The organism is Sphingobacterium sp. SGL-16 (assembly GCF_011043515.1).
GTDB classification, from domain to species: domain Bacteria; phylum Bacteroidota; class Bacteroidia; order Sphingobacteriales; family Sphingobacteriaceae; genus Sphingobacterium; species Sphingobacterium litopenaei.
The window spans coordinates 151,117-172,797 of record NZ_JAAKGQ010000001.1 but is presented as its reverse complement, the minus strand read 5'-3'; the positions used below and the strand labels follow the sequence as shown (position 1 = coordinate 172,797).

Annotated in this window: 22 protein-coding genes; 8 read left to right on the top strand and 14 right to left on the bottom strand. The window is 34.9% G+C overall.

Annotated elements, in window-relative coordinates; genetic code table 11:
* The first annotated feature begins 9 nt into the window (after window positions 1-9).
* From G5B32_RS00815 to G5B32_RS00795, 5 genes are all read left to right on the top strand, one after another.
* Window positions 10-2,061 (top strand): TonB-dependent receptor, encoded by a 2,052-nt coding sequence (locus G5B32_RS00815; protein WP_165289638.1) that lies wholly within the window; start codon window positions 10-12, stop codon window positions 2,059-2,061.
* A gap of 82 nt (window positions 2,062-2,143) precedes the next feature.
* Window positions 2,144-2,929 (top strand): N-formylglutamate amidohydrolase, encoded by a 786-nt coding sequence (locus tag G5B32_RS00810; protein ID WP_165289637.1) that lies wholly within the window; start codon window positions 2,144-2,146, stop codon window positions 2,927-2,929.
* 6 nt (window positions 2,930-2,935) lie between these two features.
* Window positions 2,936-4,762: a flavohemoglobin expression-modulating QEGLA motif protein gene (locus G5B32_RS00805; RefSeq protein ID WP_317166061.1), complete on the top strand. Its 1,827-nt coding sequence runs from the start codon at window positions 2,936-2,938 to the stop codon at window positions 4,760-4,762.
* Between the two features lie 4 nt (window positions 4,763-4,766).
* Window positions 4,767-5,774 carry a glutathione synthase gene (locus G5B32_RS00800; RefSeq protein ID WP_165289636.1) on the top strand — a complete coding sequence of 336 codons (1,008 nt, stop codon included), beginning with the start codon at window positions 4,767-4,769 and terminating at the stop codon, window positions 5,772-5,774.
* A 54-nt stretch (window positions 5,775-5,828) separates the two neighbouring features.
* A complete protein-coding gene (locus tag G5B32_RS00795) occupies window positions 5,829-6,665 on the top strand; it encodes an MBL fold metallo-hydrolase (protein WP_165289635.1) in 837 nt (278 codons plus the stop codon).
* A gap of 24 nt (window positions 6,666-6,689) precedes the next feature.
* Here G5B32_RS00795 and G5B32_RS00790 read toward each other — a convergent pair whose 3' ends face one another.
* The 5 genes from G5B32_RS00790 to G5B32_RS00770 all read right to left on the bottom strand — a co-directional run bounded on the left by G5B32_RS00790 (window position 6,690) and on the right by G5B32_RS00770 (window position 10,432).
* Complete coding sequence (locus tag G5B32_RS00790) at window positions 6,690-7,757, bottom strand: serine hydrolase domain-containing protein (RefSeq protein WP_165289634.1); 1,068 nt, start codon at window positions 7,755-7,757, stop codon at window positions 6,690-6,692.
* Window position 7,758: 1 nt separating this feature from the next.
* Complete coding sequence (locus tag G5B32_RS00785; RefSeq protein WP_165289633.1) at window positions 7,759-8,193, bottom strand: FKBP-type peptidyl-prolyl cis-trans isomerase; 435 nt, start codon at window positions 8,191-8,193, stop codon at window positions 7,759-7,761.
* A gap of 64 nt (window positions 8,194-8,257) precedes the next feature.
* A complete protein-coding gene (locus tag G5B32_RS00780) occupies window positions 8,258-8,617 on the bottom strand; it encodes a YkvA family protein (protein ID WP_165289632.1) in 360 nt (119 codons plus the stop codon).
* A gap of 51 nt (window positions 8,618-8,668) precedes the next feature.
* Window positions 8,669-9,670, bottom strand: a complete 1,002-nt coding sequence (locus G5B32_RS00775; RefSeq protein WP_165289631.1) for a tetratricopeptide repeat protein — start codon at window positions 9,668-9,670, stop codon at window positions 8,669-8,671.
* 12 nt (window positions 9,671-9,682) lie between these two features.
* Window positions 9,683-10,432 carry a C40 family peptidase gene (locus G5B32_RS00770; protein ID WP_165289630.1) on the bottom strand — a complete coding sequence of 250 codons (750 nt, stop codon included), beginning with the start codon at window positions 10,430-10,432 and terminating at the stop codon, window positions 9,683-9,685.
* Between the two features lie 85 nt (window positions 10,433-10,517).
* Between G5B32_RS00770 and G5B32_RS00765 the strand changes: the two genes are divergently transcribed.
* Complete coding sequence (locus tag G5B32_RS00765; RefSeq protein ID WP_165289629.1) at window positions 10,518-10,979, top strand: universal stress protein; 462 nt, start codon at window positions 10,518-10,520, stop codon at window positions 10,977-10,979.
* On the opposite strand, the gene G5B32_RS00760 is transcribed toward G5B32_RS00765, so the two are convergent.
* The 5 genes from G5B32_RS00760 to G5B32_RS00740 all read right to left on the bottom strand — a co-directional run bounded on the left by G5B32_RS00760 (window position 10,976) and on the right by G5B32_RS00740 (window position 16,322).
* Window positions 10,976-12,154, bottom strand: coding sequence for an RsmB/NOP family class I SAM-dependent RNA methyltransferase (locus G5B32_RS00760; protein ID WP_165289628.1), 1,179 nt, complete (start codon window positions 12,152-12,154; stop codon window positions 10,976-10,978). The two genes, G5B32_RS00765 and G5B32_RS00760, sit on opposite strands and share 4 nt — an antisense overlap.
* Before the next feature lie 5 nt (window positions 12,155-12,159).
* Complete coding sequence (locus G5B32_RS00755; protein ID WP_165289627.1) at window positions 12,160-13,464, bottom strand: ABC transporter substrate-binding protein; 1,305 nt, start codon at window positions 13,462-13,464, stop codon at window positions 12,160-12,162.
* Window positions 13,421-14,971 (bottom strand): glutamine-hydrolyzing GMP synthase, encoded by a 1,551-nt coding sequence (guaA, locus tag G5B32_RS00750; RefSeq protein WP_165289626.1) that lies wholly within the window; start codon window positions 14,969-14,971, stop codon window positions 13,421-13,423. Before guaA ends, G5B32_RS00755 begins: the two co-directional genes overlap by 44 nt.
* A gap of 75 nt (window positions 14,972-15,046) precedes the next feature.
* A complete protein-coding gene (locus G5B32_RS00745; RefSeq protein ID WP_165289625.1) occupies window positions 15,047-15,850 on the bottom strand; it encodes a S1/P1 nuclease in 804 nt (267 codons plus the stop codon).
* Window positions 15,851-15,857: 7 nt separating this feature from the next.
* The gene (locus tag G5B32_RS00740) at window positions 15,858-16,322 is read right to left on the bottom strand and encodes a DUF4268 domain-containing protein (RefSeq protein WP_165289624.1); all 465 of its coding nucleotides are present in this window, start codon (window positions 16,320-16,322) and stop codon (window positions 15,858-15,860) included.
* Between the two features lie 81 nt (window positions 16,323-16,403).
* On the opposite strand from G5B32_RS00740, the gene G5B32_RS00735 reads away from it, so the two are divergent.
* A complete protein-coding gene (locus G5B32_RS00735) occupies window positions 16,404-16,937 on the top strand; it encodes a lipocalin family protein (protein ID WP_165289623.1) in 534 nt (177 codons plus the stop codon).
* Here G5B32_RS00735 and G5B32_RS00730 read toward each other — a convergent pair whose 3' ends face one another.
* Window positions 16,938-17,246, bottom strand: coding sequence for a hypothetical protein (locus tag G5B32_RS00730; protein ID WP_165289622.1), 309 nt, complete (start codon window positions 17,244-17,246; stop codon window positions 16,938-16,940).
* A 59-nt stretch (window positions 17,247-17,305) separates the two neighbouring features.
* On the bottom strand, window positions 17,306-18,622 hold the full coding sequence (locus G5B32_RS00725; protein ID WP_165289621.1) for an OmpA family protein: 1,317 nt from the start codon (window positions 18,620-18,622) through the stop codon (window positions 17,306-17,308).
* A gap of 132 nt (window positions 18,623-18,754) precedes the next feature.
* On the opposite strand from G5B32_RS00725, the gene G5B32_RS00720 reads away from it, so the two are divergent.
* The gene (locus G5B32_RS00720) at window positions 18,755-20,164 is read left to right on the top strand and encodes an alkaline phosphatase (protein WP_165289620.1); all 1,410 of its coding nucleotides are present in this window, start codon (window positions 18,755-18,757) and stop codon (window positions 20,162-20,164) included.
* Between the two features lie 57 nt (window positions 20,165-20,221).
* On the opposite strand, the gene G5B32_RS00715 is transcribed toward G5B32_RS00720, so the two are convergent.
* Together G5B32_RS00715 and G5B32_RS00710 are read right to left on the bottom strand one after the other, a co-directional pair.
* Window positions 20,222-20,749 carry an adenine phosphoribosyltransferase gene (locus G5B32_RS00715; protein ID WP_165289619.1) on the bottom strand — a complete coding sequence of 176 codons (528 nt, stop codon included), beginning with the start codon at window positions 20,747-20,749 and terminating at the stop codon, window positions 20,222-20,224.
* Window positions 20,750-21,667, bottom strand: coding sequence for a ComEA family DNA-binding protein (locus tag G5B32_RS00710; RefSeq protein WP_165289618.1), 918 nt, complete (start codon window positions 21,665-21,667; stop codon window positions 20,750-20,752).
* Window positions 21,668-21,681: the final 14 nt, after the last annotated feature.

The window sequence follows — 21,681 nt, the reverse complement described above, 5'->3', positions numbered from 1 at the left end:
TATTGTTTTTTGTTAGGACTCATTTCCTTTTCAAATGGATTATTTGCACAATCTGATACCACTTCTACATCTCAAATTAGTTTGCAACCCGTCGAGGTTAAACAATATTTTACCAATCAATCTATTCTAGAATTAACAAGTAGCGCGCATACTGTTTCTTCCACTATTATCCAATCACAAAGTCCCACTACACTTACTTCGGCTATGAATAGTGTTCCAGGAATTCGTATGGAAGAACGCTCGCCTGGCTCTTATAGACTGGCTATGCGTGGAAGTTTAATTCGCTCTCCCTTCGGAATACGTAATACAAAAGTTTATATAGATGAATTACTTTTTACCGATGCAGGAGGTAATACCTATTTTAATATTTTGGATCCGCTAGCTATTTCGCAAGTACAAGTAATAAAAGGTCCAGATGGTTCTCTTTTTGGGGCAAATTCAGGAGGGGTGATCCGTATTCAGCCATTAGGCCTTACGAATGCACCTAATGATATTTCATTACAGATAACAGCTGGTTCTTTTGGTTTGTTTAATCAAAATTTAGGGATTACAAGAAAGGTTTCCGATAAATATCAATTTGCGTTCAATCAATCGCTGTTATCTTCGGACGGATACCGTGAGAATTCTGCTTTTAATCGGAAAACATTTCAAACGGCTCATCAAATAAATTATAATTCGAAAGGCGTCTTAAAAGTTTTTGTATTGTACACTGATTTAGACTATCAAACACCAGGAGGATTGACCTTAGCACAATATGAAGAAAATCCTCAATCCGCACGACCTGCCGCAGGACCAAATTCGAGTGCTACAGACCAAAAAGCAGCCATTTATAACAAGACTTTTTACACTGGTATAGGACACGACTATCAAATTTCACAAAAACTCTCTCACTTCTTGGGCATTTTTGGTTCGTATACGGATTTCGAAAATCCCTTTATTACGAATTATGAGTTCAGAACAGAAAAGAATATTGGATTAAGAACATTTTTATCTTATCAAGAATCAAATGCAATAATACCTTTTCAAATACAAGTTGGCGTAGAAGGAACGAAAGGCTGGAATAAAATTGACAATTTTGATAATAATAAGGGAACAGTTGGCGATCCGCAGGCTAATGATTTACTAGACAATGATCAACTCAATTTCTTTTCTCGTATTCAGCTTAATTTATCTAAAAACTGGCTGCTGGAAGGTTCTCTTGGTTTGAACAAAAACAGTATTCACTTCGAAACACTATTTCCAGAAGATGCTGCCAGTAAAGGTGATATCGATTTTGAAGATGTGTGGATGCCTCGCGTAGCCACATCCTATCAAATCGGAAATCAAATGGCTTTTCGGGCGTCTGTATCCAAGGGCTACTCCACACCTACACTAGCAGAAGTGCGATCATCTGATAATATGATTAATCTATCCCTGCTAGCAGAAAGTGGAATTAATTATGAACTCGGTTATAAATTAACGCCTACAAATAAAAGTTGGCTAATCGACTTGGCTATCTATAACTATAATATGGATAATGGTATTGTACGAAGATTGAATGAAGCTGGTGTAGAATATTATGCAAATGCTGGTGAAATGCATCAAAAAGGCGTAGAATTATCATTTTGGTCATATTGGAATATAAGTGATAATTTCCTGAAATCCATCCAGTTCAATACAGCCTTTTCCTACAATCATTATAGATTTGGAAACTATAGTAACGGAACGAATGATTATTCCAACAATAAAATAACTTCGGTTCCGGATTGGACGCTTACAAATTCCTTAATTTTCAATTTTGACAAACAGATTCAATTAAACGTATATCATAATCATACAGCAGAAATTCCTTTAGATGATGCAAATATCGTATTTGCGGATAAATATGATTTGGTTCAAGCAAAATTAAATTGGACAACACCACTCTCTAAGTTGGCCACAACGCTTAAACTCTTCGTGGGAGTTGACAATTTATTAAATCAAATATACAGTTTAGGAAATGATATAAACGCATTCGGAGGAAGGTATTTTAATGCCGCTTCTCCACGAAATATGTATTTTGGTGTAAAACTTTCATTTTGAAATAATTAATTAATTTTAAATACAGATTATTTCAAACCTTTTCATTGGTCGTTTGTTCTTAAATTAATCAACTAACGGTCCAATGTCTTTAGAAATTCTATATCAAATTAAAAATGAAGAAAGCCCATTTTGGGCATTTGCAATTCATGATGGTCACCAAATCTGCGAAGAACTGATTCCCTACATCGCTCTTACGGATACGGAGCGTTTACGCGAGGAAGACCCTTATACTGCCGCCATTGCAGATTTACCTATCAATCAATTTATAGTGGACACCTCACGGTTTCAATTAGATTTGAACCGTGATCTGGAAAATGCAGTATATTTACATCCTGACCAAGCGTGGGGATTAAATGTATTTCGGGCAAACCTTCCCTCTAATTATTTGTTAGAATTATACAGAGAGCATCAATCTATTTATTATATCATTGAAAGACATTTATCGACAACGATTAAAAAATTCGGGTATTTTATAATTTTTGATATTCACAGTTACAATGCAAAAAGAAAAAGTACTTCAGAAGAAGTCGACGAACAGGCGAATCCTCAAATTAATCTGGGCACCTATTACAACCATGAAAAATGGAGAGGATTAATTGACGAAATGAGTGCTTCTTTCCAAAAATTGAAACTTGATAATAAAAAAATTGATGTGCGTGAAAATGTAAAATTCAAAGGAGGTAATCTTGCTCAACACATCATCAACCAATATGGCGAGTTGGGATGTGTGATCTCAATTGAATTTCGTAAAGATTTCATGGATGAGTGGACTGGAAAAGTTTATCCAGGAAAAGTTGAGGTTTACAACCAACTTTTGAAAAATGTCTTGCAATCCATGAATTTGTACCTACAAAAAATTCAAGTGTAAGCACGAGTGGAAGAAAAATTATTAAAACATATCAAAACATCGATCCGCAATAGGGAATCTTTCCATGAACAGATTCCCCAGGTGGGCAAAGTAGTATTCAACAAAGTAGTTCCTTATTTCTTTTTATATCGTATTCCATATTCTGAAACTAAGCAAAGCATGATTTCAGATCTTGCAAAATCGCAGCTTTCCAGCATTATTTTTAAATATGAGTCCGATGCGGTAGATCAATGGATTAAGGATATTGCACTTACAATAAAAGAAGAGTTCGGGAGCTGCCTGATTGTGGAGATTTGGACAGAAACAACAAATAATGATGATATATCTATCTACGTAGCCCAAAAGGTCGCTTTGCCTTTAGTGGAATACATCCATAAAAATATCAAGCTCGAAGCCCCAGACCTGTCCTCAAATATTATTAAACAAAGAAAAACACCGAATAATCCGCACTACAAACCCTTATTTTCACTTAATCAATTACAAGAGGATAATATTTACCTCATTGGATTAGGAGTTAAAAATTCATTTATCAATGCCGCTGGAGATATTTTTCCGTTATTGGAAAGACATTTTCGAGAGTCTATGAGTAAGACTCTTTCACGGACATTTTTCGAATATCTCCGCTTGTACACTAATTTGAATCCAGCAAAGTTCAAATTAAATGTTCATAAGGAAATAACACCTAATATTTTTGAGATTGACAAAGCACTATTAGCGGAAAGTCAGCGTTTTGATTTCTTAATGTTGGTTACACCTACGAATGTGCAGGAAGCTTGGCAAACTTTCAAAAACAATCGATATGCTAAAGCTCCTGTATTTCAATATAGGCCAATGCCTATTGATCCAGATCTTGTGAAAAGAAATCTATATAATCTACCTATTGAAGATATTCACGATCCGAATATAGCATACTTATTTAGAGATAAACGAAGAGAATTGGATGAAATGATGAGTATGCTGGATGACAGAAATACTCCTGATTTTGTTCATGGAAGTTTACAAGTTTTTGGAAACGTGAGTGACAAATTAATGCATGTTGCGGAGGCTCTCATCACTGTCATAGAAAATAACAATGTAAAATCTATCAAAAGTGAAGATAAAATCAATGCTCAACAGTTCGCGCAAATGGCGACGGCAGAAATTGAATATTTAAAATCACAACATCCTGAACTAAATACCTCCGTACGTGTTCGTAATGATGTATCAGGTGTAATGGTAAATCGCGGGGTGCTTAATATAAGTTCAAATTATAAAATCACCAAAGAGCGAGCCGAAGCACTGATACAGCATGAGGTAGGAACACATATTGCAACTTATTTTAACGGAAAATCACAATCCCTACAGTTATTTAGTTTGGGAGTGCCTGGATATGAAAAATTGCAAGAGGGTTTAGCTGTATTTGCCGAGTATATGGTCAATGGATTGAACAATGAAAGATTAAAAATCCTGGCTGCTCGAGTAATTTGTGTGCGACATATGTTGATGGGAAATACCTTCATCGATACATTTTCGATGTTAGTTGAACAATACTGTTTTACTGAAGATGTAGCTTTTCTGATTGCTATGCGCGTATATCGCGGAGGAGGATTGACCAAAGATGCTGTGTATTTACAGGGATTAATAGAGCTTATTGAATATATACGTGAGGGACATGATATTAATATTTTGACAATTGGGAAAATCCGAAAAGATTACATTCCAATTATCCAGGATTTGATACAGAGAGGATATTTGAGACAGCCAGCAGTCACCCCGCGTTACTTATCAAAAGCTTACGCCTCACGCTTAGACATGATTAAAAAAGAAGGATCTATATTTAAACTTATTAAATAATTATATGAAAATAGCATTTCTAATAAATCAAACGCATAAAGAAGAATCTTATTTTTCGACAACATGGATGGCGTTACATGCCCTAAAACGTGGTCATATAATTATGTATATAGGTTTAGCAGATTTTGTTTACGTTGATGATACGCACATTGATGCCCATGTTCGTCAAATAGGGCCTGAGGTAACTGTATCGGATAATGAAGAACTTTTAGAAAAATTGAAAAAACAACCTAAAGAAAGAATTTCTATGATGGATGTGGATATATTGTGGTTACGATTTGATCCTGTCATGGATATGCTGAACAGGCCGTGGGCAGCATCTATGGGACTACAGTTTGCACAATTGCTTAAAAAATTAGGAAGATTAGTTATTAATGATCCTGATGAATTGATTCAAGCGAGCAATAAATTGTATTTGGAAAATTTCCCGAGAGAAATTCGACCAAAAACTGTCGTAACACGCAATTACAGTGATATTTTAGATTTCATGAATAGTCAGAATGATAAAATAATTCTAAAACCTTTAAAAGGATCTGGCGGTAAAAATGTGTTTATGATAAGTCCTAATGAACTACATAATCTAAAACAAACTGTAGAAGTAATTGCAAGAGATGGTTATGTTATCGGTCAAGAATATTTGCCAGAAGCGACCAAAGGAGACATGCGCTTTTTCTTGTTAGATGGGGAACCGATTGTTATTGATGGAAAATATGCGGCATTGCAGCGCGTACAACCACAAGGTGAAATTCGCAGCAATATTCATCAAGGAGCTACAGCAGAGGTTGCTACTGTGACGGAAGAAACTTTAACTTTGGTCAAAAAAGTAAGCGATAAACTTCGTTCTGATGGTATGTATCTGGTGGGATTAGATATTGTTGGAGATAAAATCATGGAGATTAATGTTTTTAGTCCTGGCGCTTTAAGTGCAGCAGGACAACTAAATGGAGTTGATTATATGGAATACTTGATAACCCATTTAGAACAAAAGGCAAAAACCTTCTACGGTAATTAACATCACACCTATTATTTTGATACCTTTGGAATAAGTATTATTCGAAAATCTAAGATGAAATTATATACTATTGACACAGGTTTCTTTAAACTGGATGGTGGGGCGATGTTTGGTGTAGTACCCAAATCATTGTGGCAACGTACAAATCCTGCTGATGCCAACAACCTTTGTACATGGGCCAATAGATTGTTGCTAATTGAAGATGGGAACAGACTAACACTAGTCGATACCGCATTGGGTGATAAGCAAGACGCCAAATTTTTCGGTCATTATTATCTGCATGGAGACGATACATTAGATAAGTCATTAGCTAAATTTGGTTTTCATCGGGACGATATAACGGATGTATTTTTGACCCATCTTCACTTTGATCATTGTGGTGGAGCTATCAAAATGCAAGGTGAACGTTTTATTCCATCTTTTAAAAATGCCAAATTTTGGAGTAATGAAAAGCATTGGAATTGGGCAACAATAGATCCTAATCCAAGAGAAAAAGCTTCTTTTCTAAAAGAAAACATTCTTCCAATTCAAGAATCGGGTCAACTTAATTTCATCCAGGAAGGTCAATCGTATGCCGATGATATTCAAGTTCGTTATGCATACGGACATACAGAAGCCATGATGTTACTGCAAATTCAATATAAAGGGAAAACAATTCTCTATATGGCAGATCTATTGCCTTCAGTGGGTCACATTCCCCTTCCCTATGTGATGAGTTATGATGTGCGCCCTTTAGTCACGATGGAAGAAAGAAAATCCTATTGGCAAGAAGCGGTCGATAATGAATATATATTGTTTTTTGAGCATGATCCTGTAAATGAATGCTGTACTTTACAACAAACCGAAAAAGGAATTCGCGTAAAAGATATTTTTAAATTATCTGACATATAAAAGGGAGCTAGATCTAGCTTCCTTTTATATATCTCCATTATACACTTTATTCAACCATAAAAATAAAGACTCCTTAATATTTGGGATTATTATATTCTCGTCCTTCATTGCTATTTCCCATACTTTCACAATATACTTATCATCACGATTTGTAAATAAAGCTATAATTAAATCATGCTGCGGTTGAAAAAGCATAATATTATGAAAGCCAATACTTTCACCAGAATGAAATAAAGTTAAATTTCCATCTTCAGATTTGGTAAAGAAAAACCCTAAACTATAATATACCTCATCTTTTACTGGAACTTTGTATGTTTCTAAGTCCTTAAAGAACCTTGCACTCAAAAGCGGATTTTTCTTACCAAGCCATTTCCCAAAATCATCTGCAGAAATGTATACGCCTCCATCCCCACGCGTTGCAGAAGTAATGCTTTGGTCCGCAAATTGAAAAACAGAATCTTTAGGATGATATCCAAATGCTCTTCGTTCGAAACCATGTGAAGCAGATATTTGAGCATCTTGCATTCCTAAATAGTGAAAAATTCGTGTTCGACAAAAGTCTTCAAAAGGTTGTTTGCTGACTCTTTCAACGACTAGAGATAATAGACAATATGCCGTATTACTATATTGAAATTGAGTTCCAGGCTCAAAATATACCGTATCCAAATTTTGAATCAATTTTAACACATCTGCATCAGATAATTGCATCTTTTGCGAAGTAGGGATTACATTTTCATAATCGACCAACCCCGAGGTATGGTTTAGTAAATGTTGTATTTGAATCTTTTTACAGGAGACTGGAAGTTCTGGAAAAATATTTCTAATTGGAGTATCAAAGTTTAATTTTTCATCTTGAATCAAAAGATACACGGCCATTGCCGTGAATTGCTTGCTGACAGAAGCCATTCGAAATCGAGTTTCGTTCGTAATAAGAATATTTTTTTCAAGATGAGCATAGCCTTGTGCTATTGTCCTGAATTCTTGGCCTTTCTTAATGGATAGAATTCCTCCAGGACTTTCATTCAATGATGTTTGTCCGAACAGCATGCTAAACAGTACTAAACTCATTGCGGTAGCTATAATTCTTCTCATACTAAAGAATAGAAATTAACTCCATTTCGAATATAAGTGTACAATTTCCTCCACTTGTAGGAGTCAAAGCCTCAAAACCATATGCTAAATGAGCAGGTATAAATAATTTCCATTTACTTCCAACGGGCATTAAAGTCAAAGCTTCTTGCCATCCTTTAATAAGTTCATGTACAAAAAAAGATTCTGGACGTTTTCTTTTGTAAGAACTATCAAATACTTCACCATTCAGCAATTGACCTTTGTAATGACATAGTACTTTATCTTTTTTGGTTGGAATTTTTCCAGTGCCTTCTTGTAAAATTTCATATTGCAGTCCTGATGGCAAACTAATTACGGTTTCTTTTTCCGCATTCTGATTTAAAAACAGTTCACCTTCAGCTAGATTTTTAGCAGCTAGATCTTTTATTTTCTTAAGGTAGGCATTTGACTTTGACATACTGTAAAAATAAAAGAAAAAGCCGTATAGTGTAATATACGGCTCTAAATTTTAAGTTTTATTATTAAATACTTGCTGTCTCGATTTTGTAGCGTTTGAGCTCCTCAGATAATTTGCTCAACGCATATCCGACAATTGTCACATCATCCAACCAGCCTAATACAGGTATAATATCTGGAATCGCGTCTATTGGTGAAACCACATAAATAATGGTTGCGACGATAATAGAAGCATTCCAAGCATTGACTTTATATTTACCAGCCATGATATCTTTGGCCATATTGACCAAAACCTTGAAATCATTCATCTTATCATTTAAGTGCAGAGCTTTAGCGTCTGCCTTGTTCAAATCGTCTGAAGTCAATTGATGTGCTTTGTAAGCACTGAATAACTTAAACGCTTTTTTTAAATAAGTTTGTTTCATTTACAGATTTGTTTTCGATTAGACAGCATGGATAACCAATAGTTTAAATTACTAATCTTCCTCCTCTAATTCTTCAAATTTAGCGAAGTCTGCCTCCGCTCCTGCTCTATCCCCAACTTTTTCGAGCAATGTCCCACGATATTGGTACAAATCTGAATAATAAGGATTTAATTGAATAGCAGAAGTGTAATCAGCTATGGCTTCTTCCCAATTTTCTGTTTTTTCGTAAATATCGGCACGCAAAACATAGGCATAAAAGTCATCTGCATTTTGTGAAATAATTTGCGAATAATCCACTATAGCTTTATCAAACTGTTCCAATTGTTCGAACAATTGAGCTCGCTCTTCATAAATTGCTGTATTTTGATTATCCACTTGCAACGCTGCATCAAAATCTTTTAAGGCCGCATCATATTCCTTAATAGCAGCATATAATTTTGCACGATATAAATAAGCATCTAATGAGGGGTTCGTCTCCAAAACTAAATTCAAATCTGATAGTGCTTTATCATACTGCAACACATACATATATATAGCTGCTCGTGATATTAGAATCGTCGTATCATTATTCAAAACAAACCCTTTAGAATAATCGCTTATTGCTTCGGCATAATTAAAATGTTGCACCTGTAGCATAGCCCGATTAATAAGTAGTTGGGCATTATCAGGCTGTACTACCAAACTTTCTGTAATCTCCAAAAGTTCTTCTGATTCCAACATCTCACCTTGGTTTTCTAACCATTCTAAATAATGATGATAATTGAAGTCCATTCTTTTAGCGACTTGATAATCGTAAAAAGAACTTTCGTCATCGCCATTGAATCGATGTAAAATAGAACGACAAGCGTAGAAGAAAGGTTGTTCTGGGAATAAGGAAATAGCTTTGCTATAGCTTTGTAAAGCCTCGGTATATTGTTTGTTTAAGACAAAGTCATACGCCTCTTTCGCGATTTTAATAACATCCGATTCTTCAGTTGAAGGATTTACAGCTGCGCTGAAAGGAAATAATTGTGAACTTGCTAGTATATAATAGTTATTCGCTTGTAAAGTCATGGAAATATAAATTTAAAAGTAACGTTTGACAATGCGTAGGTTGTGTGTATAACGATTCAATTCAGCATTGAATATACCTTGGCTATCCATTTTGTCAATTCTGAGACGTCCTGAAGCATGAATAATAGTTTCGCTGTCAATCATAACACCGACATGAGTTATTTTACCAGCTTCATTATCAAAGAATGCTAAATCTCCAGCCTTAATTTCTGTCAAAAAATCAACTGTTATTCCGCTTTCAGCTTGCTGATAAGCATCCCGAAGCAACGATACTCCAAAATGTCTATAAACAACCTGACTAAATCCTGAACAATCAATTCCGAAAATAGATCTTCCACCCCACATATAAGGTGTATTTACGTAGTACTGAATAAGTTTTGGAAATTCCGTTTCAAAATCAGCTAAGGTAGTTTCGCGCAATGCACCTACAATAGTATAATGTTCTTCACCAATATTAAGGGTATTGCCGGTAATTGCCGTTCCATGCAGTAGATTTACTGTTCTGGAATCGCTTGTTGCTTTAGCTCCATAGATGTCTACAATCACATTTTTATTGACTCCAGCTAATATTACTGGTGCAAATTGATGCTTTTGAATCCATCCTTCATATTTTGATTCCAAAAGCCGAATGCGTATAAAGTCTATTCCCTCTTCTAGTATTTCAAAATTCTCTCCAAATAATACCTGACTAACTATTTCACTTCGATGCGAAGATTCAGCTCTTAATGGCACTATACTGAGGTTGCATGCGTAAATACTCATGTGCGTTTATTGTTTAAAACATTAAGACGTTTTCAATTGTTTTGATACTACGAAGATACTTTTAAATCAATTAAATATTACAGATATGAAAAAATTTCGTCGAATATTGTTGGCAGTTGATGAATCACCTTGTACAGATAAAATTGTTAATTACACAAAAGATTTGATTGCTAATGAAGAAGTTTCTATTGCTCTTCTTACCGTTATACCCCCAACTAGTCCTTCCACATACGGTGCTGACCCGCTATTGGGACAGCAACCTATATTAGTGCCAGAAATTACCGAGATTCAACAAAATACAGCGGAACAGTACGTTGCTAAAGTGGCTAATGAATTCCAATCTATTGCTGAAGTATTTACTTACACTCGCATTGGGAATATAAAAGAGGAAATACTTCTTTTAGCAAGCGAATGGTCTGCTGACCTTATTGTCATGGGAACTAATGGCAGATCAGGTTTCGATCACTTTATATCGGGTAGTGTTTCAGAGTCTGTAATCCGAAAAGCTAATGTCCCAGTACTAGTAGTTCCGATCAATTGCAGTTAACGCATACGAATTAAGCGTGCAGCAAACATACTATCGGCTTTATTTTCATATCCTTTTATCAATTCCATTTTTTCAATTTTGAAACCAAATTGATCGATTAAATAGTTCACGACTTGTTCATTTTCATCTGCATAAACGGAGCAAGTCATATAAATTAATGGCTTGCCTATTTTCAGATGTTTTACCACATTAGAAGCTATTTTCTTTTGTAAATCAGAAAATTCTTGCAGTTTTTGTTTAGAAAATTGCTGAATCATTTCGGGAGTACGCCCCCAGGTCCCTGAACCAGAACAAGGTACATCTAAAATAATTCCGTCAAATTCCTCTTTACCTAATATAGTTGTAGTATCTAATGTTAAGTCTAATACTTTTTGACGTTTCGGTGAAGCGAGTTTAGCTTTATCAAAACGATCATTTAGATTTCTTAAAATGGAGAGTCTAATATCAGATACCAAAAGGTCTACTTTAGGGTATTTATCTAAAAACATCAACGCTTTACCTCCTGATGCAGCGCAGGCATCCCACCATTTTTCAGCAGAAGAGGCTTCCATGAAAGATATAGTTTTTTGTGAAGACAAATCTTGAACTTCATGTTTTCCTTCCAACTTCGGAAAATCTTGCAAACGAAATCCATTGGGAAGAGCTAATGTATTAGGATTAAGCTCTTTGAAAGCTATCCCTTTTTCTTTCAAAGAAGAAGAAACTAAGAGTTCATTTCCGCGCTTAATTCGAATAAATAAATCAGGCTGTACAAAATGACTCCTCACAAAACTTTCTTTTTCTACACTTTCTGATAAATGGTCTAACAGCGGAAAAACTTCTTTCCAATCCAAATTGATTTTAGATTGAAGATGGTTTAATTTATATTCCAGGGATTCTGAACTGAATTCAGCCAAGCCTGGATAATGTAATGCCAATAACGAAGACTCTACTTCGCAAACATATTCTGCAAAGCATAATTTATCTAAAAGATTAGCATCTTTTAATGCATTTCCAAGACGAAAATAATTGTAAATAAAACGAGAGGTCATCTTTCTATCAGATGACCCCATTTGTTTATTTTCTTTAAAAAATCGTGTCAGATATCGAGATAAGGGCTCGTTGTAGTTATATCCACTCAGTGCTCTTTCGAAATTGCGAAAATGTTGAGCTACACGTTTTTCATTTATTGCCATAGAATTTATTGTAATTGGAATGTACCGTGCATGTATTCTTTATAGTTTACAGCTTCGTTGGTAAATCCCCAATTGTCGTGATATTCGAATTTATACGTATTGAACAATCCGTTATAAGATTCTCCAGTTAATTTTGACTTCAAATTGTTTACACCATATCTGTCAATAAGTTTACCGAAGTAGACTGCGACATCATATCCTTTATATGATTGATCAGATGGCAATACACCAAATTTTTGTCTGTAAGATTCTCTAAAGTTACGCGCTGTATTCGTCCACGCTTTAAAATTACTTTCTGTCGTAATAATAGGATGCAAACTATAGAAATTGCTGTGATTACTGAAATCAAAACGATCCCAAAGCGGATGACCGTACAACTTAATTGAATAAAAAGATTCAGCATTTTTTCTAGAAAGATTACTGATTAAATTATTCAACTGCGTTTTGTCCGTAGTACCACTTACCACCAAATTAGAGCCTGTTTGTGAAAGTTTCTCATTCAGCTGCGCTAATGTAGAAACAGAAATAATATTTACATTCGGCTTTTGCTCTTTAATTGCAGACAACATACCGTTCAAAAATTGTCTGCTATCATTGTCTGGTGTGTTGTAAATAATAATAATATCGCCCGTCATAAAATCATTTGCCACGCGTTTGGCTATTCCATTGGTATGTGATTTTATCGATGGTGTGATGGTCACCAGATTTTGCAACCCAAACTCGGAAGCGGGTGATGCCGCCAAAGGATTGATAATTAGCTTGTCCTTATTTATTAAATTATTACCAAAAGCTTTGATTTCTATTGGATAAACAGGGCCAACAATAATACCCGATTGTTCAATTTCTTCAGATGTAGCTAAAGTTGAATTGAAATAAGCATTATCCTTTGAATCAATAACTTTTAATTTATAAGGCTTAGAGTTTTTAGAGATTTCTTGAAGCCCCAATTGAAAACCTTGATAGAAATCTAAGGCTAAAGCAGATCTTTTTACATCATTCTCTTGAACGCCTAGAGCATTGATATTATCAAGCTGAAAAGGCAACAATAAAGCGATGCTTCTTTCAGCTGCAATTTTCTTTTCTTTCTCGGAAGCTGCTTTTTCTTCTGCTGCAGCTTTCTCTTCCGCAACTTTAGCTGCATTAGTATCCGCACTACTTACCTGACCTGTATTAGAAGGCGCACGCAATACAGTACTTTTAGGAGCACACGCGGACACTCCTAAAAGTAAAGAAACAGCATATATAAAATAAGATTTTCTCAATTTCTTATTCCCACTCAATTGTTGCTGGTGGTTTTGAACTGATGTCATATACAACTCTGTTTATTCCTTTAACATGATTTATTATTTCATTCGAAATCTTAGCTAATAACTCATATGGTAAGTGAATCCAATCTGCTGTCATTCCGTCCAATGATCCTACAGCTCTCAACGCTACTACGTGTTCGTAAGTACGTTCATCGCCCATTACACCAACTGATTGTACAGGTAAAAAGATTGTTCCTGCTTGCCATACTTTATCGTACCAACCTGATTCCTTCAGATTACGGATATAAATATCATCAGCATCTTGCAAAATTCGTACCTTTTCTTCTGTGATATCACCTAAAATACGAATTCCTAGACCTGGACCTGGGAATGGATGTCTATTTAAGATATTAGGATCTACTTCCAAAGTTTTACCTACACGACGAACTTCATCTTTAAACAAGGTCTTTAAAGGCTCTATTACCTTCAATTTCATGTAGTCTGGTAAACCTCCTACGTTGTGATGAGATTTGATTGTAGCAGAAGGACCTTTGACAGAGATGGATTCAATAATATCAGGATAGATAGTACCTTGACCTAACCATTTCGCTTCAGCACCTTCTGGTAATTCTTTTTGAATATCTTTTGATGCCTGATCGAATACATCGATGAAAGCAGCACCAATAATTTTACGTTTAGCTTCTGGTTCTTTAACACCCTCAAGTTTGCTATAGAATAATTCTTTAGCATTCACACCTTTGATGTTTAAGCCCATATTTTTGTAAGAATCCAATACCTGTTCGTATTCATTCTTACGCAACAAACCGTGATCTACAAAGAAACAGTGTAATCTCTCACCTATTGCATGATGTAATAATACAGCAGCAACTGTTGAATCCACACCACCAGATAATGCCATGATAACATGATCATTACCTAATTGCTCTTTAAGTTCTGCTACAGTTGTCTCTACAAATGATTCAGAAGTCCAATCTTGCGAACAACCACATATATTTACTACGAAATTTTTGATTAATATCTGACCATCTGTACTATGAGTTACTTCTGGGTGAAATTGAATACCATAAGTTTTAGTACCTTCTACGTGGTAAGCTGCTACACGTACTTTGTCTGTACTTGCTATTACCTTGAAAGTGGCAGGAACTTCTTTAATAGTGTCTCCATGAGACATCCAAACTTGTGATTGTGCTGGAATACCTTTCAACAATTCATTAGAATCATCGACAAACTGTAAGTTTGCTCTACCATACTCACGAATTTCAGATGGCAAAACTTCGCCGCCCGATTGCTGTGCTAAATATTGTGCACCATAACAAACACCTAATAAAGGGAAACGTGATTGAATAGATTTATAGTCAATTTGAGGAGCATCCTCTTGACGTACGGAGTAAGGACTTCCAGAGAAAATAACGCCTTTTACGTTATCATCAAAATCAGGAACATTATTAAAAGGATGAATCTCACAATAAACATTCAGTTCTCTCACACGACGTGCAATCAACTGCGTGTATTGCGAACCAAAATCAAGGATAATAATTTTTTCAGACATAGTGCAAAGTTACAATTTAGATATTAATATTCGGAAAGCTATTTTTTACTAATTCCAATAAAGAATCGAGCTATATTATCCGTAAATTTCATTTAATTCTTTAGCAAGACGAATACCTGCTTTCAACAAAGCTTCTTCCATCGGATATTTGAAATCGTATATGTATTTATAGCTTAAGTTTGCATTATTCTCTACGTCAGCATAGATTTTATTAGATAATTCGTGGGTTTCGAATAAGGCTTGCTCAAAAGATACATCGTATTTTTTGTAGTAATCTTTAGCATAAACATCCAATACCGAAGCATACTCTGTAAAGCTGTATTTTTCATTATCTACTAAATCCGAATCCCAAACGCGGTGAATATTAGTTTTTCTACCAAAAAACATCACTTCAATCTTATTACCGCCTAAGTCTTCTGCTCTACCAACATGCATTGGCTGATGTGCGTCCGCGAATAAGTGAATGATATAGTAGAAATTATGCTGTTGTTGTTTCAATGGTAATTCTCTAGCATTTTTAGCTTCAGCTTTTACACGTAAATAAGACTTGTATAAGTTGTTTTCTGGTGAATTTTGCAATTCTTGGTTGAATTGTTCGAAAGTCAAATTACCTGGTGTATTAACAAAATGCCATGAACCTGTCGTATTCAAAGCGGGATCTGGATCTGACTTAATAAAATCTCCCCAGTTAGACCAATATGCAATCTTTTGATTACCTATTATTTTTTGAATATTCTTTTTAGCTTTTTTTGTTAAATGCTTTTCCGCAATTTCAGAAATAACACGGTGACCAGTCATACCCCATGCGCTTGCTTTTTCAATTTGACCGAAAATCAAACTTGCTGCTACGAGTAAAACTGCATTTATTTTGTTTTTCATATGATTATTATTTAAAAATTTCGAATGAATATTTTGCCATGGACCAAAACTCGTCCAATGCTATAAGACGCGGTTTGAAAAAACTAATCAAATCTGGCCATTGATCTTTATTAAAAATAGATATTTTCTGATTGTAGGAAGTTGAAATTCGTGCCGTTTGCTTTCCGCTTTCATCATAATACACTTCGTCCCACTCCCATTCCTCTTGAAGCGTATCGTGTAATATATGGCTCAATTCTTTAAATTGATCGAATATAAGTTGTCGTATGCTAGAATCAGGATGTGTGATTTCAATAAAGATATGCGCTGATTTATTGGTAGCATCCATACGAAAGTATAGATCTTTAACTCCAGTTTTGTAATTCACCCAGTTCACCTTATCGCCATCAGCTGAGGGCACTGCTGACATATATTGACCAAAGGTAGTCCAGAAATTTTCTTTTAAACGCTTAGCTTCTTCTTTTGAATACAAAACTTAAAATTTTTACAAAATTATAAAAATGGTTAAACTTTTGCAGTCACTATTTTGTTAAACTTAAAAGCTTACAAATTCATGGACAAGAAAAAATCATTGCTATTACTTACAGCAGCCGCCGCCGGCACAGTTATATACAACATTTGGAAACCCGTAAAATCAACTCTACCAGTTATTAAAGATTTTGAATTGGAAAAATATCTGGGAGAATGGTATGAAATTGCTCGTTTAGATTTCTTTTGGGAAAAAGGTTTGAAAAATGTGAAGGCTAACTATTCTTTGAACGAAGATGGAAGCATTAAAGTGATTAATTCAGGAGTGAAGATAAAGGATAATAAACTTAAACAAAGTGTTGGAAAAGCTAAATTTTTAGGGGAACCTAACGAAGGTGCTTTGAAAGTATCTTTTTTCGGTCCATTTTATTCAGGTTATAATATTATGCATATTGGGGGAAATTACGAATACGCATTGGTTTTCGGGGAAAATCTAGATTATATGTGGATTCTTTCTCGCACTAAAACGATTACACCTGAACTGCAAGCTAAATATTTAGAATATGCTAGAACAGCAGGTTATGCTGTAGAAGAATTAGTTTGGACAATTCAAGAATAATTAACTAAATATCTCTTGTACAATATTAAAATCCACTGAAGAATCTGAAGCTATTGCTTGGGAAATAAATTGAAGATGTTCTTCAGTAATTCTGTTACCAATTCCTTTGTTGTACAATGAAGTTAGAAAATAAGCATATTCTTGCTTTGTCTTTGCATCTATTAAATGGTTTTGAACATTGTAATTAATTAGTGTAGCTGCAAAAGCACCAAAATCTTCTATAGAGAATCGCTTAAATTTAGCATAGAATTTAAACATATACTTCTCAAAATCATTTTCTAACTGTTTACTTACTTCAAAATCCATCATATAAAAAAGGCATATCATTTTTGATGATATGCCTCAAAAGTAGTAAAAATTATACTATTTTATTTTCGAACGCTTACCGCTACTCTTCTATCTTTAGCTCTTTCGGCATCTGATGCACTAGCTGGGACAGATGCAAATTCCGAACCGTAACCTTCAGCATCATCTACTTGACTACCCAAACCTTTACTTTCCAAAAACGTTTTTACGGCTTCCGCTCTTTCTTCGGAGATTCTTTCATTGACCTCTTCATCACCAGTCTTATCCGTATAGCCTCCTATTTTTATTTTTGCGTCAGGAAATAAACGTAAAATAGCCGCAAGATTTTCTAATTGTTGTTGGCTTTCTGGTAGAACATTCGCGGATCCAGTTTCAAAATTTAAATTATCAAAATCAAACCATTTTTCTTTTAGCTCATCCTCTGACAACGACTTATAGCCTGACTGTAGGAAAGCAATTAAATTCTCTTCTATTCCAGCTGGATATGCTTTCAACGAAGCTCCATCAGGAAGTTTAACATCTACATACGTACGACCTTCCTGAGCAAGAGGCTCATTAATAGCTGAAGTAGTATCCACATTATCGATAGAATCTCTTAAAATAGTCTCTCGTGTATCACCATCACAGCTTTTTCCAAAAAGCAACCACAATGCAATTATAATTATGGGAATTAATAGCCACCAATATCCTGCGCCTTTTTTCTCTTCTTCAATTCGTTCGGGTGTATGCACCACATCGGGTTGGCGAGGAGGAAGATTCACCGGTTCCCTAGGTATTGGTTCTGCAAGAACTGTTTCGTCTGACTTATCTGTATCTTTTGGAATCTCCGTAGGTTTATCTGCTTGCGCAAATAAAGATCCAAATGCACCTAATCCTAATCCTGTAGGTAATGCAGCTGCAAATGCGGATTTATTTGCATTAAGAAGACTGCCTATAGAACTAGCATTCCAGTCCGACCCTTTATGTGTTAATCCCGAGATAACCGCAGGGAGGCTGGCTCCTAATAAACCGCTTACAGACTCACTTCGCAATCCAATATAAGATGCTATGGATTCTACAACCGTAGTCAATCGATCTCCAAATATAGAGGACAAAAGATTTTGTGTTTCAAACTTAGAGTTATCCGTACCAGAAGGTGTTCCAAAATAGTTTCCAAATAAATTATTAACATCGAAAGAACTAAACAGATGTTTAGCTGATGTTAAAATACTAGTTAATCCATCTCCTCCTTTACCTTGTAATCCTAAAAGTAAAGAGGGAACGGTCAATTCAACACCCTTTTCGACTTTTTCCGGCGATTCACCTAAGTTTGCACTTAGTTTGTTAATTACTTCAGATGTGAAGTATGACTTAACATTACTCAATAAATTACTTTCCATTTCGATTTAAATAGTTAACAGAGTAAACAACAAGTTAACTGAGCATTTGTTTGTTTTTAATATTTCTGTTACTTAACTTCTTATTAATATTACATCGCTTATATTTGGTTTATACAATTCAATTATTTAGTTATGAACTACAAATCTACATTTGCCTCTATCTTTCTCTTTTTATTTGTTATTGCATCTGGTTTTGCTCAGCCTAAGTACATTTTTTATCTTATAGGTGATGGAATGGGCCTTAATCATGTGAATTTGGCTGAAATTTATACAGCTGAAACTCAAGGTCGCATAGGCTACCAACCTTTAGTTCTTACACAATTTCCTCATGTGGGATTTGCATCCTCTAACTCCCTTACTCATGGCGTGACAGACTCTGGCGCAGGTGGTACTGCTTTGGCAGTAGGAAGAAAGACTAGAAATGGAAATATTGGTACGGACAGTCTTGGCACGACGCCTTATAAAAGTATTGCATTTGCGGCAAAAGAAAAAGGGCTTAAAGTTGGAATTACAACAAGTGTTAGTGTGGATCATGCTACGCCAGCTGCTTTTTATGCCCATCAGCCCAGCAGAAACAATTATTATGAAATCGCCTCAGAAATACCAAAGTCTGGGTTTGACCTATTTGCTGGAGCAGGTTTCTTAAAACCAACCACAACTCATGATAAAAATGAAGTCACTGATATTCATACTCAACTTGAAAAACAAGGGTATAAAATTGTACGAGGTAAAGATGCTTTATCAAAAGATATCTATGAAGGGAAAAATATTGTTTGGTTGAATAAAGAGTCTGAAGCCAAGGACGCGTTAAAATTTGCTATTGATCAAAAAGAAGACGATATGTCTTTAGAAGATATAACACGTGGTGCAATTAAGAAATTAAGCTATAAAAATGACAAAGGCTTTTTCTTAATGGTGGAAGGTGGTAAAATCGACTGGTCCGCGCATTCTAATGATGGCGCTACCACTTTGAAAGAGGTATTGGATTTTCATAAAACTATCAAAGCAGCCTATGAATTTTATTTAAAACACCCCAAAGAAACGCTGATTGTTGTTACTGCAGATCATGAAACAGGTGGGCTCTCTTTAGGAAATGGTTCATCTACTCTAAATACCATAGCATTAGGATACCAAAAAGTTTCACAAGGTACACTATCAACTTTAATTGGAAAACTACGTGAGACAAACTCTAATGCAACATGGGAAGATGTTAAAAATTTAATAGCAGAAAATACGGGATTATGGACAAAACTTAAGGTTCCAAGTTCAGATGAAAAGGAGATTAAAGAAGCTTATGAAAAAAGTTTTATCAATCATGAAAATGAAACTTCTAAAAGCTTATATGCCAATGATGATAAAATTGCATCACTTAGCGTAAAAGCATTAAATAAAATTGCAAGCTTAGGTTGGTCTTCTACAAATCATACGGCAGCATACGTACCAGTATTTGCGATTGGAGTAGGCGCTGAAATATTTAATTCCAAAATGGATAATACAGATATCCCTAAGAAAATAGCACAAGCGGCGAAATTGAATTTCTAAGGAATCTTTAATGCAATAAGAAAGGCAATGGTTTTAAATACAATTGCCTTTCTTATTTTAATATTTTACCAAAGATATTACATTCTCGCTAAATCGATGTAATCTTCCCTCTCCCTTCAAGAATTCTAAATTGATTACAAACGAAAATCCAGCAACTTTCCCCCCTAATTTCTCAATCAATTTTGAAGCGGCTACAACAGTTCCACCAGTAGCTAATAAATCATCATGAATCAAAACATGGGTTCCCTCTGCAAATGCATCATCGTGAATTTCAATAGTAGCTTGACCATACTCTAATTTATACGATTCTGAAATCGTTTTTGCAGGCAACTTACCTTGTTTACGAATCGGAACAAAAGGAATGTTTAATTTGTTGGCAAGCATTAGCCCAAATAGAAAACCTCTACTTTCTATACCTGCAACAACATCAATTTTTAAATCCTTGACTTGTTCAGCGAAAGCCTCTACTATTTCTGTACACAAATGAGCGTCTTTAAGAATGGGTGTAATATCTTTGAAGATGATTCCAGGCTGAGGAAAATCTGGTACGTCGCGAATTACCTCTTTTAACTTCTGTTCTAACATTTATTTAAACTCTAAATATGGCTCAATTTTACGCAAAAAATCTTTATCCAAGGCTTTGTTTTGTGTAAAATTGTCAAAATCTCTGAATGGGCCGTGTTCATTTCTAAAATTTACTATTACTTGAGCCTGTTTTTTAGATATGTAAGGATGTTTTGCCAATTCCTCCGCGTTTAAATTATTGACATCGAGTTTTCTGACTTGGGCGTTGGACAATTTAAGATTACCTTTTATTAAATCAAATGTTTCTTCGGTCAAGCCATACACTTCTTTTAATTGTTCTAACTGGTGAAATCCACCCAAAGCATCGCGAAATTTTATAATACGCGCAGACAAAACTATTCCAATACCTTTTAACCTTTTTAATTGTGTAGTATCTGTTGAATTCAGTTCTACCACCAATACTTTATCATTTGCGATTTTATCAGTTTTCGGAATGGTCCTTTCAGGAAATTTGGGATACTCATTAGCTTTACCCTCAATGACGATATACGGATACAATCTATCATAATCTTTTTCATAAATAGAATAGATTTTTTTCAAATCCTCTTTCTTGTAAAACTTTCCTCCTTTTGATATATAATTCTGAATTACTTTTATTTGCTTAGCAGAAAGTCCTAAGCGCTCCCATTCTTCTGGACCAATTGTATTTGGATTGAATTTGAAATAATGAATAGTTCTACTTGCAGCAGATCTTCTGGAATAATCTGGTTTTGAAAAATCAAATTCAGATTCCTTATCGTTTTCAATTTTTGTGTTATTCTCCTCTAACGTATAAAGTCGATGTTCAATTGGCTCCTCGGATTTAAAAGATCGGAAAAGAAATAATGTCACATTTACGAAAAGAACGAGCAAGCTTAACAATATAAAACCATTACGTTCTACTGTGGTAAATTGGAAATATTTGAAAAACTTAGCCATTAAAGTTAGAGTTG

What these genes read in the sequence shown, in the direction of transcription:
- G5B32_RS00725 (WP_165289621.1), bottom strand. Translation starts at nt 18,622, where the DNA reads ATGGAAAGTAATTTATTGAGTAATGTTAAGTCATACTTCACATCTGAA.
- G5B32_RS00715 (WP_165289619.1), bottom strand. Translation starts at nt 20,749, where the DNA reads ATGTTAGAACAGAAGTTAAAAGAGGTAATTCGCGACGTACCAGATTTT.
- guaA (WP_165289626.1), bottom strand. Translation starts at nt 14,971, where the DNA reads ATGTCTGAAAAAATTATTATCCTTGATTTTGGTTCGCAATACACGCAG.
- G5B32_RS00780 (WP_165289632.1), bottom strand. Translation starts at nt 8,617, where the DNA reads ATGAAACAAACTTATTTAAAAAAAGCGTTTAAGTTATTCAGTGCTTAC.
- G5B32_RS00710 (WP_165289618.1), bottom strand. Translation starts at nt 21,667, where the DNA reads ATGGCTAAGTTTTTCAAATATTTCCAATTTACCACAGTAGAACGTAAT.
- G5B32_RS00765 (WP_165289629.1), top strand. Translation starts at nt 10,518, where the DNA reads ATGAAAAAATTTCGTCGAATATTGTTGGCAGTTGATGAATCACCTTGT.
- G5B32_RS00730 (WP_165289622.1), bottom strand. Translation starts at nt 17,246, where the DNA reads ATGATGGATTTTGAAGTAAGTAAACAGTTAGAAAATGATTTTGAGAAG.
- G5B32_RS00785 (WP_165289633.1), bottom strand. Translation starts at nt 8,193, where the DNA reads ATGTCAAAGTCAAATGCCTACCTTAAGAAAATAAAAGATCTAGCTGCT.
- G5B32_RS00745 (WP_165289625.1), bottom strand. Translation starts at nt 15,850, where the DNA reads ATGAAAAACAAAATAAATGCAGTTTTACTCGTAGCAGCAAGTTTGATT.
- G5B32_RS00775 (WP_165289631.1), bottom strand. Translation starts at nt 9,670, where the DNA reads ATGACTTTACAAGCGAATAACTATTATATACTAGCAAGTTCACAATTA.
- G5B32_RS00770 (WP_165289630.1), bottom strand. Translation starts at nt 10,432, where the DNA reads ATGAGTATTTACGCATGCAACCTCAGTATAGTGCCATTAAGAGCTGAA.
- G5B32_RS00790 (WP_165289634.1), bottom strand. Translation starts at nt 7,757, where the DNA reads ATGAGAAGAATTATAGCTACCGCAATGAGTTTAGTACTGTTTAGCATG.
- G5B32_RS00735 (WP_165289623.1), top strand. Translation starts at nt 16,404, where the DNA reads ATGGACAAGAAAAAATCATTGCTATTACTTACAGCAGCCGCCGCCGGC.
- G5B32_RS00760 (WP_165289628.1), bottom strand. Translation starts at nt 12,154, where the DNA reads ATGGCAATAAATGAAAAACGTGTAGCTCAACATTTTCGCAATTTCGAA.
- G5B32_RS00800 (WP_165289636.1), top strand. Translation starts at nt 4,767, where the DNA reads ATGAAAATAGCATTTCTAATAAATCAAACGCATAAAGAAGAATCTTAT.
- G5B32_RS00720 (WP_165289620.1), top strand. Translation starts at nt 18,755, where the DNA reads ATGAACTACAAATCTACATTTGCCTCTATCTTTCTCTTTTTATTTGTT.
- G5B32_RS00795 (WP_165289635.1), top strand. Translation starts at nt 5,829, where the DNA reads ATGAAATTATATACTATTGACACAGGTTTCTTTAAACTGGATGGTGGG.
- G5B32_RS00810 (WP_165289637.1), top strand. Translation starts at nt 2,144, where the DNA reads ATGTCTTTAGAAATTCTATATCAAATTAAAAATGAAGAAAGCCCATTT.
- G5B32_RS00755 (WP_165289627.1), bottom strand. Translation starts at nt 13,464, where the DNA reads ATGACATCAGTTCAAAACCACCAGCAACAATTGAGTGGGAATAAGAAA.